Source organism: Halorientalis regularis (assembly GCF_023698535.1).
Classification (GTDB): domain Archaea; phylum Halobacteriota; class Halobacteria; order Halobacteriales; family Haloarculaceae; genus Halorientalis; species Halorientalis regularis.
The window spans coordinates 61,803-77,936 of the sequence record NZ_JALJCL010000010.1; the positions used below are offsets into that span (position 1 = coordinate 61,803).

Annotated in this window: 19 protein-coding genes; 9 read left to right on the forward strand and 10 right to left on the reverse strand. The window is 66.9% G+C overall.

The features are described 5' to 3' along the window. Positions 1-51 precede the first annotated feature (51 nt). The 3 genes from mvaD to MU521_RS21490 all read right to left on the reverse strand — a co-directional run bounded on the left by mvaD (position 52) and on the right by MU521_RS21490 (position 2,108). The gene (mvaD, locus tag MU521_RS13750; protein WP_092693380.1) at positions 52-1,023 is read right to left on the reverse strand and encodes a phosphomevalonate decarboxylase MvaD; all 972 of its coding nucleotides are present in this window, start codon (positions 1,021-1,023) and stop codon (positions 52-54) included. Between the two features lie 66 nt (positions 1,024-1,089). Continuing rightward, on the reverse strand, positions 1,090-1,905 hold the full coding sequence (hisF, locus tag MU521_RS13755; RefSeq protein ID WP_092693379.1) for an imidazole glycerol phosphate synthase subunit HisF: 816 nt from the start codon (positions 1,903-1,905) through the stop codon (positions 1,090-1,092). A gap of 71 nt (positions 1,906-1,976) precedes the next feature. Beyond that, on the reverse strand, positions 1,977-2,108 hold the full coding sequence (locus tag MU521_RS21490) for a hypothetical protein (protein ID WP_281187051.1): 132 nt from the start codon (positions 2,106-2,108) through the stop codon (positions 1,977-1,979). Between the two features lie 109 nt (positions 2,109-2,217). On the opposite strand from MU521_RS21490, the gene MU521_RS13760 reads away from it, so the two are divergent. Continuing rightward, a complete protein-coding gene (locus MU521_RS13760; RefSeq protein WP_092693377.1) occupies positions 2,218-2,403 on the forward strand; it encodes a DUF7550 family protein in 186 nt (61 codons plus the stop codon). Between the two features lie 57 nt (positions 2,404-2,460). Further along, positions 2,461-2,946, forward strand: a complete 486-nt coding sequence (locus tag MU521_RS13765; protein WP_092693376.1) for a cupin domain-containing protein — start codon at positions 2,461-2,463, stop codon at positions 2,944-2,946. Here MU521_RS13765 and purL read toward each other — a convergent pair whose 3' ends face one another. The 4 genes from purL to MU521_RS13785 all read right to left on the reverse strand — a co-directional run bounded on the left by purL (position 2,947) and on the right by MU521_RS13785 (position 7,958). Further along, entirely contained in the window at positions 2,947-5,091 is a 2,145-nt protein-coding gene (gene purL, locus MU521_RS13770) for a phosphoribosylformylglycinamidine synthase subunit PurL (RefSeq protein ID WP_092693375.1), read from the reverse strand. Positions 5,092-5,187: 96 nt separating this feature from the next. Further along, positions 5,188-7,038: a cytochrome c oxidase subunit I gene (locus MU521_RS13775; RefSeq protein WP_092693373.1), complete on the reverse strand. Its 1,851-nt coding sequence runs from the start codon at positions 7,036-7,038 to the stop codon at positions 5,188-5,190. Positions 7,039-7,195: 157 nt separating this feature from the next. Further along, positions 7,196-7,447, reverse strand: a complete 252-nt coding sequence (locus tag MU521_RS13780; protein ID WP_092693372.1) for a DUF6684 family protein — start codon at positions 7,445-7,447, stop codon at positions 7,196-7,198. A 94-nt stretch (positions 7,448-7,541) separates the two neighbouring features. Then, complete coding sequence (locus tag MU521_RS13785) at positions 7,542-7,958, reverse strand: DUF7541 family protein (protein WP_092693371.1); 417 nt, start codon at positions 7,956-7,958, stop codon at positions 7,542-7,544. 99 nt (positions 7,959-8,057) lie between these two features. Here MU521_RS13785 and MU521_RS13790 point away from each other — a divergent pair, with 99 nt between their 5' ends. Further along, positions 8,058-8,786 (forward strand): halocyanin domain-containing protein, encoded by a 729-nt coding sequence (locus MU521_RS13790; protein ID WP_092693369.1) that lies wholly within the window; start codon positions 8,058-8,060, stop codon positions 8,784-8,786. Positions 8,787-8,807: 21 nt separating this feature from the next. On the opposite strand, the gene MU521_RS13795 is transcribed toward MU521_RS13790, so the two are convergent. Continuing rightward, a complete protein-coding gene (locus MU521_RS13795) occupies positions 8,808-9,338 on the reverse strand; it encodes a type II toxin-antitoxin system RatA family toxin (protein ID WP_092693367.1) in 531 nt (176 codons plus the stop codon). A gap of 104 nt (positions 9,339-9,442) precedes the next feature. Between MU521_RS13795 and trpB the strand changes: the two genes are divergently transcribed. From trpB to MU521_RS13810, 3 genes are all read left to right on the forward strand, one after another. Beyond that, the gene (trpB, locus tag MU521_RS13800; protein WP_092693366.1) at positions 9,443-10,615 is read left to right on the forward strand and encodes a tryptophan synthase subunit beta; all 1,173 of its coding nucleotides are present in this window, start codon (positions 9,443-9,445) and stop codon (positions 10,613-10,615) included. A gap of 42 nt (positions 10,616-10,657) precedes the next feature. Then, a complete protein-coding gene (locus MU521_RS13805) occupies positions 10,658-11,395 on the forward strand; it encodes an FAD-dependent oxidoreductase (RefSeq protein ID WP_092693364.1) in 738 nt (245 codons plus the stop codon). A 114-nt stretch (positions 11,396-11,509) separates the two neighbouring features. Then, a complete protein-coding gene (locus MU521_RS13810) occupies positions 11,510-11,965 on the forward strand; it encodes a YbhB/YbcL family Raf kinase inhibitor-like protein (RefSeq protein WP_092693362.1) in 456 nt (151 codons plus the stop codon). 78 nt (positions 11,966-12,043) lie between these two features. Here MU521_RS13810 and MU521_RS13815 read toward each other — a convergent pair whose 3' ends face one another. Further along, positions 12,044-12,553 carry an SCP2 sterol-binding domain-containing protein gene (locus tag MU521_RS13815; RefSeq protein ID WP_092693361.1) on the reverse strand — a complete coding sequence of 170 codons (510 nt, stop codon included), beginning with the start codon at positions 12,551-12,553 and terminating at the stop codon, positions 12,044-12,046. A gap of 135 nt (positions 12,554-12,688) precedes the next feature. Here MU521_RS13815 and coaBC point away from each other — a divergent pair, with 135 nt between their 5' ends. From coaBC to MU521_RS13830, 3 genes are all read left to right on the forward strand, one after another. Beyond that, positions 12,689-13,843 carry a bifunctional phosphopantothenoylcysteine decarboxylase/phosphopantothenate--cysteine ligase CoaBC gene (coaBC, locus tag MU521_RS13820; RefSeq protein WP_092693359.1) on the forward strand — a complete coding sequence of 385 codons (1,155 nt, stop codon included), beginning with the start codon at positions 12,689-12,691 and terminating at the stop codon, positions 13,841-13,843. Positions 13,844-13,905: 62 nt separating this feature from the next. Then, the gene (locus MU521_RS13825) at positions 13,906-14,379 is read left to right on the forward strand and encodes a molybdopterin-dependent oxidoreductase (protein ID WP_092693358.1); all 474 of its coding nucleotides are present in this window, start codon (positions 13,906-13,908) and stop codon (positions 14,377-14,379) included. A 42-nt stretch (positions 14,380-14,421) separates the two neighbouring features. Next, complete coding sequence (locus MU521_RS13830) at positions 14,422-15,195, forward strand: SDR family NAD(P)-dependent oxidoreductase (protein WP_092693356.1); 774 nt, start codon at positions 14,422-14,424, stop codon at positions 15,193-15,195. Positions 15,196-15,220: 25 nt separating this feature from the next. Here the strand turns inward: MU521_RS13830 and MU521_RS13835 are convergent, their stop codons facing one another. Further along, positions 15,221-16,117, reverse strand: a complete 897-nt coding sequence (locus MU521_RS13835; RefSeq protein WP_092693354.1) for a hypothetical protein — start codon at positions 16,115-16,117, stop codon at positions 15,221-15,223. Positions 16,118-16,134 lie beyond the last annotated feature (17 nt).

Below are 16,134 nucleotides of genomic sequence, written 5' to 3' on the forward strand. Positions count from 1 at the left end.
GTAAAGCGCTCCGCCGGGCCCGGGCGTACGGCGAGTCCGGTGAGCCGACCCTCAGAACAGCGCGTCGCTTTCGTCCAGAAGCTGTGACGGCCCCCCGACCTCCCAGACGCGGGTGTCCACGCCGCAGTCGGCGATGGCACCCTCGACGCGGTCGACGTGGTCGGCGGTCGTGTTGACGTAGACGCTCGCGCCCGTGTCCACGGAGAAGTAGACCGGCACGTCCTCCTCGCGGAGTTCCCGGACCGTGTTGAAGATCTCGATAGTACGGGGCTGCCAGTAGACCCACCCGGCGGGGCCAGTCATCGTCGTCGCGGCCAGCGACAGCGAGTCGTGTTCGGCCAGCTCGAAGGTGCGGTGGAAGTCACCCTCGCGCAGGGCGTCGCGCATCTCCGCGATCTGGCCGTGGATGTGGGCCATCCGCGCCTCGAACATGTGGCTGTCGGCGGCCTCGCGGTGTGCCTCCTCGGTCTCCTTGTAGGACGGCACCTCCGCACCGACGATCCGGAGGTCGTCTTCCAGTTCGGTCTCGATGCGTTCGGAGCGACAGTCGGCGTCGTTCTTCCCGGTCCGCAGGTGGGAGAACGCGCCCGTCACTGCCCGCGCGGCCGAGGCCGAGCCGCGGCGCGCGACCGTCGAGATGTCCGGGAGCGTCATGTCCAGATCCGTGGCCCCGACCAGGGCCCGCGCGGCGGCGGCGAAGCCCGACGACGACGACCCGAATCCGATGTTCGTCGGGAAGTCGTTCTCGGATTCGAACCGCACGGCGTGGTCGAGGTCCGCGAGGTCGCGGACGTGATTCACGACGTTCTCGATGCGTTCGCGGCCCCGGCCCTCGACTGCCTCGCCGTCGATCAGGAGCACGTCCTCGTTGCTGTCGGGCTCGAACTCGACGGTCGTCACCGTGCGGCTCGGTGCCGTGCTGACGCTGATCGAGTCGTGGTACGGCTGGCGCAACTGTTCGTCGCGCATCCCGTGATACTTCACCAACCCCTGGATCGGATGTGCCTTCGCCGTCGCTTTCATACGTCCCGATTCGGGTACCGGAACTTATTACAACCGGAGTTCCTCGCAGGCACCCACACCCCTCTCTCAAAGGCGCACCGGCACACCGCGCTCGTCGAGATACTCCTTGGTCTCCTGGATCGAGTACTCGCCGAAGTGGAAGATCGAGGCCGCGAGCCCGGCGTCGGCGCCGGCCTCGGTGAACACCTCGTACATGTCCTCGGGGCCGCCACAGCCCGAGGAGGCGATGACGGGCGTCGAGACGGTGTCACAGACGGCTTCCGTCAGCGGGATGTCGTAGCCGTCCTTGGTCCCGTCGGCGTCGATGGAGTTGACGAACAGTTCGCCCGCGCCGCGCTCCTCGGCCTCCTCGGCCCAGGAGAGCACGTCGATGTCCGTGCCCTCACGGCCGCCCTTGACCGTGCACTCGAACCAGCAGGACTCGCCGTCGACGGAGACGTAGTGGTCGCCCTGTTCGTCGAACCGGCGGCGAGCGTCGACGCTGATGACGATACACTGGCTGCCGAATGCCGCCGCGCCCTCCTCGATGAGTTCCGGGCGTTGCAGCGCGCCGGTGTTGATCGAGACCTTGTCCGCGCCCGCTCGCAGGGTCTCTTTCACGTCCTCGCGGGTGCGGATGCCGCCGCCGACGGTGAGGGGAATGAACACCTCGTCGGCGATGGACTCGACGACGTGGAGCATGGTCTCGCGGCCCTCCGCGGAGGCCGTGATGTCGAGAAAGACGAACTCGTCGGCCCCGGCCTCGTTGTACTTCTTGGCCATCTCGACCGGGTCACCGGTGTACTCCAAATCCTCGAAGTTGACGCCCGTGTACACCGCCGCGTTGCCCTCGTCGTCCAGGTCCACGTCGATACAGGGAATGATCCGTTTGGTGAGGGTCATCAGTTGCCTTCGGCTACGGCACCGCCCGACAAAAGGCGTCTGATTCCCGCAGTCGGGGCCCGCGGCGGCGGTTACCGCGACACGCCGTCGGCCTCGACCACGGGCTCGTCGGTCGGTTCGAATCGAAAGAACACGTAGAACAGCGCGAGCATGCAGGGCAGTGCGGCGATGGCGATTCCGGCGACGAACTCGGCTCCGAACATACACGGGGATTGTCGGAGTCGTACTTCAGCGCTCGCCGCGTATCGGCCGCTGAGTCGCGCGGGCCGCGGTTCCGACACACCGAAGTACACCGACCGCGAACGCCGAGGTATGAGCGACGACCACGACGAGGACCGACCCGAGTACGATCCGGAGAGTCCCGAGATTCCCGACGGGGAACCGCCGCTGCGCAGCACCGCACCGCAGAGCGACTTCACGATGAGCCAGGTCGGTTTCGGCTTCGTCGTCCTCGTGCTCGGCCTCGCGATCACGTTCGGTATCCCGTTCCTCCTTTGAGGCGGTGTTCCACACCGTACCGTAGCTATTTTTCACCGGTGGGAGTGGGTCCGGAGTATGCGAAAGATCAACGAGTCCGAACTGGACTGGAAGACCTACAACCGGGACGAGGCGACGTTCCACCGGAAAGAACTCGGCGCGGCCGTCGAGGCCGACGACCTGGGCTGTAGCCTCTACGAGATGCCGCCGGGGACGCGGGCCTGGCCCTACCACTACCACACCGCCAACGAGGAGGCGATCTACGTGCTAGCCGGCGAGGGCTTGCTCCGGGCCGAGGACGGCGAACACGACCTCCGGGCGGGGGATTTCGTCACCCTTCCCGCCGACGAGTCCGGCGGCCACCGCGTGGTCAACGACGGGGACGACACGCTCCGCTACCTGATGGTCTCGACGATGAACGAACCGGACGTGACCATCTATCCGGAGATGGAGAAGTTCGGCGTCTACGTCGGGTCCCCGCCCGGCGGCCGCGACGAGCGCACCTTCGAGGGATACTATCCGATGGACGACGAGGTGGAGTACTGGCCGGAGGACGAGGACTGATTACTCCAGCTCGTGTTCGATGACCGACCGCAGGTCCGCGATCTCGCTGGCGTCGTACTCGAGCGCCGCATCACCGACCGACAGTGACAGCGCGCCCGAGTCGTCGGCGGCACCGACGCGCTCGACGGGTGCGACGCCCTCGAAGGCCGCGGCGACGGCGTCGGCGTCGTCGGTCTCGATCACGACGCGACCGGGCTGTTCGTGGAAGAGGTGTGCGGCCTCGCTCGCGTCACCGTCGAGGGTCACGTCCGCGCCGGCCGTCTCGGTGACCATCTCGGCCAGCGTCACCGCGAGACCGCCGTGGCTGGCGTCGTGGACCGCGAGCGTGGCGTCGTGGTCGGCCACGTCCGCGAGCGTCTCGACGAACGCCGCGCGGTCGTCGGGCAGCGTCGGGAACGCGTCGCTCCCCCCGTGCTGTGCGAGGTACTCCGAGCCGCCGAGTTTGGGATCGGCCTCGCCCGAGAGCGCGCGGTCGTTGACCACGAGGAGGTCGCCCTCGCCGGAGAGTGCGGCGGGCGGCGCGTCGTACCCCTCTTTCGTGCCCACGAGCGCGAGCGTCGGCGTCGGCGGGATCGGCCCCGCGTTCGAGTCGTTGTACAGCGAGACGTTCCCGCCCACGACCGGCACGTCGAGTTCGGCGCACATGTCGGCCAGTCCGTCGACGATCCCCTCGAACCCGCCGTACACGTCGGGTTTCTCGGGGTTGCCGCCGTTGAGACAGTCGACGGCCGCGAGCGGCGTCGCGCCCTTCGCGGCGACGTTGGTCGCGTTCTCCAGCGCGACCGCGCGCGCACCGTCGTAGGGTGCCGCGTCCGTCCAGTTGGGGTCGGCCCCGGCGGAGTAGGCCAGTCCCGTCTCTGCCTCACGGACGGCGAGGATCGCCGCGTCGTCGCCCGGCGGCGTCGCGGTCCGGACCTGCACCTCGTGGTCGTACTGCCGATAGACCCACCGCTTGGAGGCCGTGTTGGGACTGCCGACGACGGCCTCGAAGGCCGATTCGAGGTCGGTGTCGGGGAGGTTCCGCTCGGGCTGGGACGGTTCCACCGAGTCCAGGTCGTTGAACGGTGCGCCGTCGCCGAGAAACTCCGCGGGCGCGTCGACGACGGTCTCGCCTTCGAACTCACAGACGTAGTTGCCGTCGGTCACGTCGCCGATGACCGAGCAGCCCAGATCGTAACGCTCTGCGATCTCGGCCACCCGGTCGACGTTCTCGGGTGTCACCTCGTAGGCCATCCGCTCCTGGGACTCGGCGAGCAGGATCTCCAGGGCGTTCATGTTGGGCTCGCGCTGGTGGACCCGCTCCAGTTCGATGTGGGCACCGAGGCCACCCTTGGCGACGAGTTCGCTCGTCGCGCCGCCCAGCCCCGCCGCGCCGAGGTCGCGGGCCGACTCGATCAGCCCCTCGTCGATCAGTGTCTCGCTGGCCTCGATCAGGAGCTTCTCCGTGTAGGGGTCGCCCACCTGCACCGCGGGTCGGTCCTCGGTCTCGGCGTCCTCCGCGAGGTCCTCGCTGGCGAAGGAGGCTCCGCCCAGCCCGTCCCGACCCGTGGCGTTGCCCACGAGGACGAGCTTGTTGCCCGGGTCCTGGGCCTCGGCGGTCACAAGCCGGTCGGGGTCGTCGATCAGGCCGATACAGGAGACGTTCACCAGCGGGTTGCCCTCGTAGTCGTCGTGGAAGGCGACGCTCCCGGTGACGGTTGGGACGCCGATACAGTTGCCGTAGTGGCTGATGCCTTCGACGACACCCTCGAAGAGATAGCGGGAGTGTTCGCGGTCGAAGTCGCCGAAGTACAGCGAGTCCGCGAGTGCGATGGGGTAGGCACCCATCGAGAGCGTGTCCCGGACGATGCCGCCGACGCCGGTCGCCGCGCCGTCGAACGGATCGACATAGGAGGGGTGATTGTGGCTCTCGATCCCCAGCGTGATGTAGGTATCACTGTCGGGCAGGGCGACGACGGCGGCGTCGTCACCGGGGCCGACGACGACGTTCTCGCCCTCGCTCTCGAACGCCGACAGCAGTGGTCGCGAGGAGCGGTACGCGCAGTGTTCGCTCCAGAGGTTCTCGAAGAGCGCGGCTTCGGCCGGCGTCGGCTCGCGGCCGAGTTCCGCGGTGACGAGATCGTGGTCCTGATCGGACAGACTCATTGCGCACGGGTAGCCACAGGCCGGCTAAATCGCTTTCCATGTCGCGCGTGCGAACGGCGAAAAAGAGCGCGAACGGCGATTCGTCGTCCGTCGCAGTTACTCGTCGGCGTCGGCTTCGGTCTCGGCGTCGTCGACGGGCTCACCGCCGTCGGAACGGGGTTCCGACGAGGTATCGTTCTCGTCGTCCACGAGACCGCCGTCGGCGGCCACGTCTTCACCTTCGCCGCCGTCCGTCGCGATCTGGGTTTCCTGGCGGTTCTCGTGCCAGATGAACTCGCGACCGAACAGTTCCGGGGCCTCCTCCTTGAGGTTCCAGGGGTCCGGACCGACACGCGGGCCTTCGAGCCACGACTGGACGAGGTTCCAGACGAAGATGAGCTGGCCGACCAGCAGGATCAGCGCGCCCACCGACGCCAGTTGGTGGAAGGTCGTGACCGACGCCAGCGGCGCGAGCGTCTCGGAGAACTCGTAGGTCGCGTACCGGCGCGGCATACCCAGATAACCCAGCGCCAGCATGGCGAAGAACGTGATGTTGGTGCCGATCATCGACAGCCAGAAGTGCCACTTCGCCAGCGTGCGCTGGTACATCCGACCGGTGAAGATCGGGAACCAGTAGTAGATGCCCGCGAAGACGGCGAAGCCGATAGCGCCCATGACGATGTAGTGGAAGTGACCCACCACGTAGTAGGTATCGTGGAGGATCATGTCGACGGGGATCGACGCGAGGAACACGCCGGTGACACCGCCGAGGATGAAGTTCGAGACGAAGCCGATGCAGAACAGCATCGGGGCTGCCAGCCGGATCTTCCCGTTCCACATCGTCGTGATCCAGTTGAACGTCTTCACCGCGCTCGGTATCGCGATTGCCAACGAGACCGCCATGAAGCTGGCGCGCAGTCGCGGGTCCATCCCGGTCGTGAACATGTGGTGAGCCCACACGCCGAAGCTCAGGACCCCGATGGCCAGCGTGGAGTAGACGACGAACTTGAACCCGAACAGCTTCCGGCCCGCGAACCGGGGCAGGATGTAGCTCACGAGCCCCATCGGGGGGAGCACGAGGATGTACACTTCGGGGTGTCCGAAGAACCAGAACAGGTGTTGCCACAGCATCGTCCCACCGCCCTCGACGGCGAAGAACGTCGTGGCGAAGTTCCGGTCCAGCAGGAGCATGATCAGCGCCGAGCCCAGCAGCGGGAAGGCGAAGAGGATCAGCGCCGACTGGGTGAGGATCGTCCACGAAAAGATGTCCAAGTTGGCCCAGGTCACGTCCTCACTGCGCTCGGTGAAGATGGTCGCGATGAAGTTGATCGCCCCCATCGTCGCCGAGACGCCGGTCAGGTGCAGGCCGAGCATCATCAGGTCGGCCCCCATCTGGGTCTGTTCGACCGACAGCGGCGGGTACATCACCCAGGAGGTCTGGGCGGTGCCGATGCCGGGGATGAGGAAGCCGCCCCAGACCAGCAGTGCGCCGGGCGGGAGCAGCCAGAACGCGATGGCGTTGATCCGCGGGAACGCCATGTCGTCCGCGCCGATCAGCAGCGGGATGAAGTAGTTCGAGAACGCCGCGATGATCGGCGTCCCGAACAGGAACAGCATCGTGATCCCGTGACTCGTCAGGATGGCGTTGTAGAAGCTGTTCGAGACGACTGCCCCACTCGGGACGACGAGTTGCATCCGAATGAGGAAGGCCATGAGACCACCGATCGCGAATGCGAGCACCCCGTAGGTGCCGTACAGCATCCCGATGTCCTTGTGGTCGACAGTGGTGAGCCACCGCACGATTCCGCCGGGCTTTTCGTCGTGCCCGTACCCCGCCTCCTCGCCGATGGCACCGCCGCCGGCGAGTGGCGTGTACGAGCGCCAGTCCTCGATCCGTGTCAGCAACGCTGCCACCGCGATGAGGAACACGCCCATCAGCACCGTTAGTGCGAGCTGTCCTGCAGCCATTGATACTCGACTCTCAGGACTGGGGGCTAAAGAAAGATTCCCTTTGATTCCCGGCGCGAGCGTGTTCGTCCGGAGACGACGCGGCGATACAGGCCAGACGCGAGCCCCCAACTACTGGGGTTGACTGCAGGTGAGAACAGAGAGAGACGACCGCGACTCAGGCCGTGTGGTCCTCGTCTTCCATCTCGGCTTCGGCCTTCGAGATGGCCTTCCCGGAGTAGTAGGTCAGGACGGCCAGCAGGACGAACGCAGCGATCAGGATGCCGAACTGGATCGTTGAGATGACGTTGTTCCAGCCGAAGGGGTTGACTAGGCCGAAGGCCACGATGAAGAACAACAGGATACCAAGGGGGATCATGTTGACCGTGAGGTCGAGGATGGTTTCGCGGTCGAATGTACTCGGAAGCATACCATCTGGTTTGGGGACGACGATAAATAGGTTGTCGGAATCGTCGCGGTAGTACGTCGACAGTTCGGCCGCGTCGCTGCCGGGACCGTCCCAGCTAGCGGGGGTCGACGTTCCGTTCGAGTGCCTGGACAGTGCCACCGGCGGCCAGCAGGATTATTCCGGCGACCGCCACGGCGAGCGCACGCGGGACGAGAAGGCCAAAGTCACCGGGGGCGACGATCACGTCGACTAGTATGCCAGGGTCGACACCGACCCGCCAGGCGACGACGCCGACGCCGATCACAGCGAGGACGCCGCCGAAGGTGAGCAGGGAGCCCCAGAGCGTCTCGACGTACGCCGACTCTTTGAGGATACCGGCGACGCTCCCGCCGAACAGCAACAGGCCGCCGACGGCGATCGAGAAGATGCCGACGATGATACCGACCTCCGAGAGCACGAACCCGAGCGCGACGAACATGGGCCACGGGCTGGCTTTCCGGTACTGGTCGCTCAGGCCGGGTTCTTCTTCCATACCCAAAGAATGGGGCTCACGCGTAAAATGCGCATCGAAACCCAGAGCCGTCGACTCGGAACCAACATATTCACTACCACCCCCGTCTAACGCCCGACCATGAGCGACCGTTCGGAGGACGTGTCACGACGGGGTTTCCTCATGGCGACGGCGGGCGGCGCTGCGGCCGCTGGCGTCGCGGGCACGGCGGCTGCCCAGGAGACCACACAGACTGGCGGCACCGCGACGGCGAACGGGACGGCAACTAACGGAACAGCCACTAACGGGACGAGCGCCCCCGAAGGGACCGAAGGCGGCGGTGGCGGCGGTGGCGGCACCCCTGACTTCGGCGGCTATCTCGACGGCGCAAACCTCTACAACGGAAGCGTCGCGGACAAGACCGGGCAGAGCACCGTCACGGTCAAAGTCGGTGCCGGTGAGAAAGGCTACGCCTTCGATCCGCCGGCAGTCAAAGTCGACAACGGTGCGACCGTCCAGTGGGAGTGGACCGGTAACGGGGGGTCGCACAACGTCGTCTCCGACGAGGGGCCGATCGACTCCGGCTCGCCGGTTGGCGGCACCGGTGTCCAGTACGAGCACACCTTCGAGAAAGACGGCATCTACAACTACTACTGCAAACCCCACCAGAGCCTGGGCATGCTCGGTGCGGTCGTCGTCGGGACCGATTACAAGACGGTCGAGCCAGCGAGCGGTGGCGGCGGTGGCGGCCCCGCCCTCCCCGGCAGCGCGAAAGCCATCGGCGTCGCGACAGCGGTGGTCATGAGCGCGTCCCTGGGCCTGTCCTACATCTTCATGAAGTACGGCGGCGACTACGACGTCGACGAGTAGCGCCCCGGGGCAGACGACCGGTCACACCGACGTATCGACGGTTTCGATTTCGAGTTCGACCTCGCGTTGACGGCCTTCGAGGTCGGCGACGATGCGCTCGACGACCCGTTCGGCTTCGGCCTGGATCTTCGGTTTCACCTTCTCGATCACCCAGTCCATCGAGACGAATCCCGGGAGGTCCAGCACGCCCGAATCCGCCGAGTCGGGGCGGAAGGTGACGGTCAGGCGCACGCGGCAGGCGTGTTCCTGGCTGTCGGGGCGTTCCTCCGGGATGGGGTCGACGGTCCAGTGGCCCTCGGCGTCGATGTCTTTCGTGATCTCCCAGTCGATTCGGTTCGGCGGGTCGGTGTCGGTCACCTTCGAGTGGGCGGTGTAGGTGAGTTTCCACCAGGCGAAGGTGAGGAAGTAGCGCGTCCCCGGACTGCCGTCGCCGTCGCTGCGGACCTCCTCGAGGTACTTCGAGTACTCGGCGTACCCGGGGAAGTCCTCGAGAAACTCGTAGATCTCCTCGGGCGGCAGGTAGACTACGGTGCTGACCTCGACTCTGTCCACACCCTCTTTGGGTCCGACCGCGCCGTAAGTATTCCGCAGGTCCAGCGGGGCAACCAGTCGGCAAACAGTAGACATATGTGCACTCCCGAGACACTGGGACCGACATGAGTGAACACGACGACACCGACGAGGCGTTCGGTGGTTTCGGCGGCCGACACGTCCCCGAACCCATGCAGGAACCGCTCGCGCGGCTCGCGGCCGCGTTCGAGGACATCGCACAGACCGAGGAGTTCGAGGCGGAGTTCCGGTCGATTCTCGAATCCTACGCCGGTCGGCCGACCCCGCTGTACCACGCCGAGCGCCTCTCCGAGGCGTACGGCGCGGAGATCTACCTCAAACGCGAAGACCTGCTCCACGGCGGTGCCCACAAGATCAACAACGCCATCGGGCAGGCGTTGCTCGCCGAGAAGGCCGGCAAGGAGCGACTGATCGCCGAGACGGGCGCGGGCCAGCACGGCACCGCGACCGCGATGGTCGGCGCGCTATTCGACCTTGACACCGAGATCTACATGGGCAAAAAGGACGTGGAGCGCCAGCGGATGAACGTCTTCCGGATGCGGCTGATGGGCGCGCAGGTCAACCCCGTCACGCAGGGCGGTGCGGGGCTGGCCGACGCGGTCGACGTGGCCCTGGAGGACTTCACGGAGAACATCGACGACACCCACTACATGGTGGGGTCGGTCGTCGGTCCCGACCCGTTCCCGCGGATGGTCCGTGCGTTCCAGTCGGTCATCGGAAAAGAGGCCCGCGAGCAGGCCATCGACCAGATCGGCGGACTCCCCGACGCGTGCGTGGCCTGCGTCGGCGGCGGCTCGAACGCCATCGGCCTCTTCCACCCGTTCCGGGACGACGACGTGGCCTTCTACGGCGGCGAGGGCGGCGGCGAAGGCGCGGGCTCGGGTCGCCACGCCGCGCCACTGGACGACGGGAAAGAGGACGTGCTCCACGGGATGCGTACGAGAGTCATCGACGACGACGTGGAGGTCCACTCCGTCTCGGCGGGGCTGGACTACCCCGGTGTCGGCCCGGAACACGCTCGCTTCCGCGAACTGGGCCGCGCCGAGTACCGCGCCATCACCGACGACGAGGCTCTGGAGGCGTTCCGGACGCTCTCGATGACCGAGGGGATCATCCCGGCGCTGGAGACGGCTCACGGGCTGGCGATGGCCAAGAAGGTAGCCGGGGAGACAGACCACGAGACCATCGTCGTCAACCTCTCGGGCCGGGGCGACAAGGACATGGAGACCGCGGCCGAGCAGTTCGATCTCGGGGAGTAAACCGAACCCTTCTATTCGGGGGCCGGCCAACTCCCCGCTGTCATGACCGAAACCACGGACGTGTTGATCGTCGGCGGCGGCGTCGCCGGTCTCAGTGCGGGCGTGTTCACCGCCCGGCACGGACTGGAGACGACCGTCGTGAACGACGGCGAGTCGCTCCTCCGACGGAACGGCCACCTGGAGAACGTGCCCGGCTTCCCCGCCGGCGTGAACGCGCGGCAGTTCCTCGACCTCCTCGAACGACAGGCCGAGGACGCCGGCTGTGCCTTCCACGAGGGCGAAGTGACGCAGGTCACCGTCGACGACGAGGGGTTCGCCGTCGAGACGGCCGCCGGCGACCAGTTCTGGGCGGACTACGTGGTCGCCGCGACGAAGAACACGGTCGACTACCTCCGTGGGATCGAGGGCGTCGGCTTCGTCGACCGCGGGAAGATGTACGTCGACACGGACGAGCGCGGGCGGACCGGCGTCGACGGCCTCTACGCCGCGGGGCGACTGGCCGAGAAACCCCACCAGACGGCAGTCTGTGCCGGCCACGGAGCCGAGGTCGCCGTCACGCTCCTTGAGGAAGACGACCGGCCGTTCTACCACGACTGGGTGGCCCCGGAGGGCTACTTCTCGGGGCGTGGCCGGGACGTGCCCCCGGGCTGTGAGGAGATCGACGACGCAGAGCGCGAGGTCCGCGAGCGCGAGTCGATGGACGTGATGACGGAGGCGTTCGCCGAGCGCCACCCCGACGAGCCGACCCAGCACCCAATTGCCGCCGAGGACGGGGAGTAGGCGGACGACCGGCGAGAGTCCGCCGAACGCGCGAGCGGGCGGCCGGCCCGCGAGCGGCGAGGCCACGCCGTAGTTTCTTCCCCCGGGCGGTTCTATTGCCGGTGGAGGGATACTGTGAGTGACCTACGACTGGAGAGTCCGGCCTTCGAGGACGGAGAGCGCATTCCCGAGAAGTACGGCTACACCGAGGACGACGTGAACCCGCCCCTGCACGTCGAGAACGTACCCGACGGGGCGGTGTCGCTGGTGTTGATCGTCGACGACCCGGACGCGATGGAGCCGGCGGGGAAGATCTGGGACCACTGGCTCGTCTGGGACATCGACCCGGACATCGGGGAGATTCCCGAGGACTGGGCGGCCGACGACGCCACGGAGGGGCAAAACGACTACGGCGAACACGGCTACGGCGGGCCGAACCCGCCGGATCGGGAACACACCTACCGGTTCCGGCTGTACGCCCTCGACGCGACACTGGATCTGCCACCGTCGACGGACAAGGGTGACCTGGAAGACGAGATGATGGGGCAGGTGCTGGCGAACGCGCGGCTGGAGGGAACGTACGCACCGTAAGAAAGAGGAAGTTCGCGCGCCCCACCCCCAGGGGTGCCAGGCGCGGTTCGGCCGCTTCGCTACCGGCGTGAAACGATCTCAGTACTCTTCGTGTGCGAACACGGAGTCGACCTGTGTCGCACACTCGGTCAGCAGCGTCGCGGCGTCGGAGTACTGGAGGATCTTCTGCATGTCGCCGTCCAGTTCGAACTTCCCGGACATCATGCCGTCGACGGCACCGATGTTGCCCCTGGTCAGCTCCACCCAGTTCTCGTAGGTGCCGGTGAGCTTGAAGCCGTTGTCGACCTCGTCCTCGGATTCGATGAGGTACGCGTCGGTACACTTCCCGTCTTCGAGGCCGACGAACGTCTGGCCGGTGTGCCCCGAAGCACCCTCCGAGACGTACTGATCGAGTTCGTCCTGGATGTGTTCGGGCATCGCATCGACGTCGATATCGTCGAGAGGCATGTCAGTCATCTTGAAAATGAAGTCGCCGTTGAAGTCGACCCCCCACCCGGCGGACTTCTCCGCGTACTCCTCGTTACTGTTTACTTTCTCCTGATAGTCTTCGAACCATTCCGAACTCGGGAATATGAGTCCATCTGCCATAGCATCACCACGTGAGACCCCAACCCTAGTAAAACTTCACGGGGAAATCTACGGCCTCTTTTTAAGCACCCCCAAATCGGGGGCTCGCTAAGGGAACCCGTACGGATTTACCCCGCGAGGGCCAACGGGGTGATAATGCTTTCCGGAGTGAACGTTGCACTCGGGGTCACCGGGTCCATCGCGGCGGTCAAGACGGTGGAGTTGGCCCACGAGTTACGCCGCCAGGGGGCGTCGGTCCGGGCTGTGATGACCGACAGCGCCACGGGGATCGTCCACCCGTGGGCCGTCGACTTCGCGACCGACGAGCCCGTCGTCACCGAGATCACCGGCCAGGTCGAACACGTCGAGTTGTGCGGTCGCGAGGGCTGGGCCGACGTGTTGCTGATCGCGCCGGCGACGGCCAACACCGTCGGGAAACTCGCGGCGGCCATCGACGACACGCCGGTGACGACCTGTGCCACGACGGCGCTGGGCGCGGACGTACCCGTAGTCGTCGCTCCCGCGATGCACGAACCGATGTACGACCACCCGGGCGTGCTCGAAACCATCGCCCGCGTCGAGTCCTGGGGCGTCGAGTTCGTCGACCCACGAATCGAGGAGAGCAAGGCCAAGGTCGCCACCGAGGCGGCCATCGTCACCGGCGTCGCCCGCGCCACGACGCCCGACCCACTGCAGGGCAAACACGTGATCGTCACGAGCGGGGCCACCACCGAGTCCGTCGATCCCGTCCGGACGCTCTCGAACCGCGCGTCGGGCAAGACCGGGCGCGCAGTGGCGCGGGCCTGCTCCGTCCGCGGTGCGGACGTGACGCTGGTGCGCGATGGCGGTGACGTTCACTACGCCGACGTGGAACAGGTCGAGAGCGCCGCGGAGATGCTCGATGCTGTCCAGACCCACGCCGACGACGCCGACGCGCTGGTCTCGGCGGCGGCCATCTCCGATTACACCGTCGAGGCGGCCACAGAGAAGATCAAGTCCGGGAAAGCACAGTTGACGCTCGAACTGACGCCCACGCCGAAACTGATCGACACCGTGCGGGAGGCCCACCCCGACCTGTCAATCGTCGGGTTCAAGGTCGAGACGGAGGGCGACGAGGAGGCCCTCGTCGAGCGCGCCCGCGAGACGATGAATCGGGCGGACCTCTCGTTCGTCGTCGGGAACCGCGCGGACGTGATGGGCGAGGCCGAAACCCGGGCGCTGGTGATCCGCCGGGACGGGTCCGACGAGTACGCCGGGAGCAAGGCCGGTCTCGGCGCGCGCGTCGCGGACGAACTCGCGAGGGAGCTGTAGTTCCCGAACTTCGAGAACGTGTAGCCGGGCTTTTGTGTTCGCCGACGCGACACTGTGCCGACGTGACTGGCGAGTACGACCGGCCCGGGGCGGCCTACGTGGAGATCGAAGGGGAGCGACAGCTCCTGCTCCCGACGGCGCTGGACGCCTGCGACGGGTTCGAGCCGGTCGAGATACGGACTGACATGAGCTGTGGCGACAGTGGCCCCATCGACGGCCCCTGGACCGGACTGGACCTGGGCGACCTCCTGATGGCCGCCGAGAGCCCGCCCGACGCCACGCACGTCCTCGTGACCTGCCGGGACGGGTATCGGGTCTGTCTCGACGTGACCGACGCGCTCTCGGCGGTGCTGGCCTACCGCCGGGACGGCGACCCGCTCGGCCCCGACGGGATTCGCGCGGTCGGACCGGGGATCGACAGCGGACGGAGCGCGAAGGGCGTCGTCCGGATCGAACCGGTGGCACTCGACGCAGACACCGATCCGACCGAACTGGAATCGCTGGCACCGGCGAGCGATCCCGCTGTCGAGCCGTGAGAGAGTCGGAACGCCTTTGCGGGACACCCCCGAGGCACTCCCATGCTCGACGATGTCACAGCCTTCGTCACCGGCGCGAGCCAGGGCATCGGCCGCGAGATCGCGATCACCCTCGCCGACCACGGCGCGACCGTCGCGCTGGCCGCACGGGGCGACGGGATCCACGACACCGCCGACGCCATCGACGCGCCCGACCGCACGCTCGCCGTCGAGACCGACGTGACCGACGAGGAATCGGTCGAAGCCGCCATCCAGGAGACGGTCGACACGTTCGGCGGCCTCGACTGTCTGGTCAACAACGCCGGTATCGCCGGTCCGGTCCAGCCCTACGACCGCGTCGAGGAGGCCGACTTCGAGCAGGTGCTGGACGTGAACCTGATCGGCGCGTGGCGCTGTGTGAAACAGGCCGGCGCACACCTCCGGGAGAGCGACCAGGGCAGCGTCGTCAACATCGGCTCCATCGGCGGGAAACGTCCCTACGCCAACCGGACGCCGTACAGCGCCTCGAAGATGGGACTCGTCGGACTGAGCCGGACGCTCGCCGCCGAGCTGGGCCGAGACGACGTGACCGTCAACGTGATCCAGCCTGGCCCGGTGCAGGGCGACCGCATCGACGACGCGATTCAGGAACAAGCGAAGTTGGCCGACGTGGAGAACGCCGAACCTGCCAGCGTCGGCGGTGACGACTTCACGCTGCCCGAGTACTTCATCGATCCCGAGGACGTGGCCGAGCAGGTCGCCTACCTCGCTGGGCCGCACGCCCGGAAGATCACGGGCCAGGAGATCGCCATCGACGCCGGCGGGACCTGTTTCTGAGCGGTATGCTCCCAGGAGAGCGGCGTCAGGGGGTCGCGGTCACGTTCGTCGGTACCCAGTCGGGTTTCTCGACCGGCGTCGCCGCCGTCCACACGTACTCGTCGTGGTATCGGGTGTTGGTCGTCGTCCAGGTCCGGTCGAGTGAGAGTACGCGCCCGGAGGCAGCGACAGTGACGGTCGCGTCGTAGGTCGTGACCGGACGGCGTCCGCTGTAGGTCCCGTTCCTCGCGACGAGCGTGGTCACTCGTCGGCCGTCGCGTTCGGTCACGTTCGCGATGTCGTAGTCCACGTTCGACAGCGTCGGGGTCAGGATCCGCGCTTTGGCCGCGGCGGAGACGACGACCCGTTCGATGGTGGCGCTCCGGTTTCGCACGTTCACCGTACTGTTCCCGTCCGCGGTGGCGACCCGCGAAACGAGCACCGACTCGTTGGCCCAGTAGCGCTCGTCGAGGACGTTGCTCTGGTTCCCACGAGTGGTGGTCGCACCGGCCGTCCACCGGAGCCGTGCAGCCCCCGGCGCGAGACGAGCGGTCTCGTTGCCGCGGATGCGGATCACGGTCCCGTTGACACTGCCGTTAACCCGGGTCGTCGTTCGCATCGTGGCTCCGGTCGAGACGACGCTGCTCCGGTGCGCGTCGACCAGGGCCGTCGCGTTCACCACACCGTCGGCCGACACGCCGGGTGGATACGCTGTCGCGTCGGGTGCCGAATCGTTCGCCGGTCCATCGACGGTCGCCGGGCCGCCGGTCGTCTGTGCTGCTGTCGGTCGATCGCTCGCCGGGTCAGGTGTGGACCCGTCGGTCATCGTCGGCGAGGCGGGGTCTGCGTCGGGCGCAGTGGTTGTCGTCTGTCCGCTCGGTCCGCTACAGCCAGCCACCAGCAGGAGGGTCACGACTGCAACGGTCTGGAGGGCTCGTCGCACAGAGTTACGAAAGGTGT

Bases quoted from the DNA above. Each gene is read 5' to 3' on its own strand.
- mvaD (WP_092693380.1), bottom strand. From the start codon at position 1,023: ATGAAAGCGACGGCGAAGGCACATCCGATCCAGGGGTTGGTGAAGTAT.
- hisF (WP_092693379.1), bottom strand. From the start codon at position 1,905: ATGACCCTCACCAAACGGATCATTCCCTGTATCGACGTGGACCTGGAC.
- MU521_RS21490 (WP_281187051.1), bottom strand. From the start codon at position 2,108: ATGTTCGGAGCCGAGTTCGTCGCCGGAATCGCCATCGCCGCACTGCCC.
- MU521_RS13760 (WP_092693377.1), top strand. From the start codon at position 2,218: ATGAGCGACGACCACGACGAGGACCGACCCGAGTACGATCCGGAGAGT.
- MU521_RS13765 (WP_092693376.1), top strand. From the start codon at position 2,461: ATGCGAAAGATCAACGAGTCCGAACTGGACTGGAAGACCTACAACCGG.
- purL (WP_092693375.1), bottom strand. From the start codon at position 5,091: ATGAGTCTGTCCGATCAGGACCACGATCTCGTCACCGCGGAACTCGGC.
- MU521_RS13775 (WP_092693373.1), bottom strand. From the start codon at position 7,038: ATGGCTGCAGGACAGCTCGCACTAACGGTGCTGATGGGCGTGTTCCTC.
- MU521_RS13780 (WP_092693372.1), bottom strand. From the start codon at position 7,447: ATGCTTCCGAGTACATTCGACCGCGAAACCATCCTCGACCTCACGGTC.
- MU521_RS13785 (WP_092693371.1), bottom strand. From the start codon at position 7,958: ATGGAAGAAGAACCCGGCCTGAGCGACCAGTACCGGAAAGCCAGCCCG.
- MU521_RS13790 (WP_092693369.1), top strand. From the start codon at position 8,058: ATGAGCGACCGTTCGGAGGACGTGTCACGACGGGGTTTCCTCATGGCG.
- trpB (WP_092693366.1), top strand. From the start codon at position 9,443: ATGAGTGAACACGACGACACCGACGAGGCGTTCGGTGGTTTCGGCGGC.
- MU521_RS13805 (WP_092693364.1), top strand. From the start codon at position 10,658: ATGACCGAAACCACGGACGTGTTGATCGTCGGCGGCGGCGTCGCCGGT.
- MU521_RS13815 (WP_092693361.1), bottom strand. From the start codon at position 12,553: ATGGCAGATGGACTCATATTCCCGAGTTCGGAATGGTTCGAAGACTAT.
- coaBC (WP_092693359.1), top strand. From the start codon at position 12,689: ATGCTTTCCGGAGTGAACGTTGCACTCGGGGTCACCGGGTCCATCGCG.
- MU521_RS13830 (WP_092693356.1), top strand. From the start codon at position 14,422: ATGCTCGACGATGTCACAGCCTTCGTCACCGGCGCGAGCCAGGGCATC.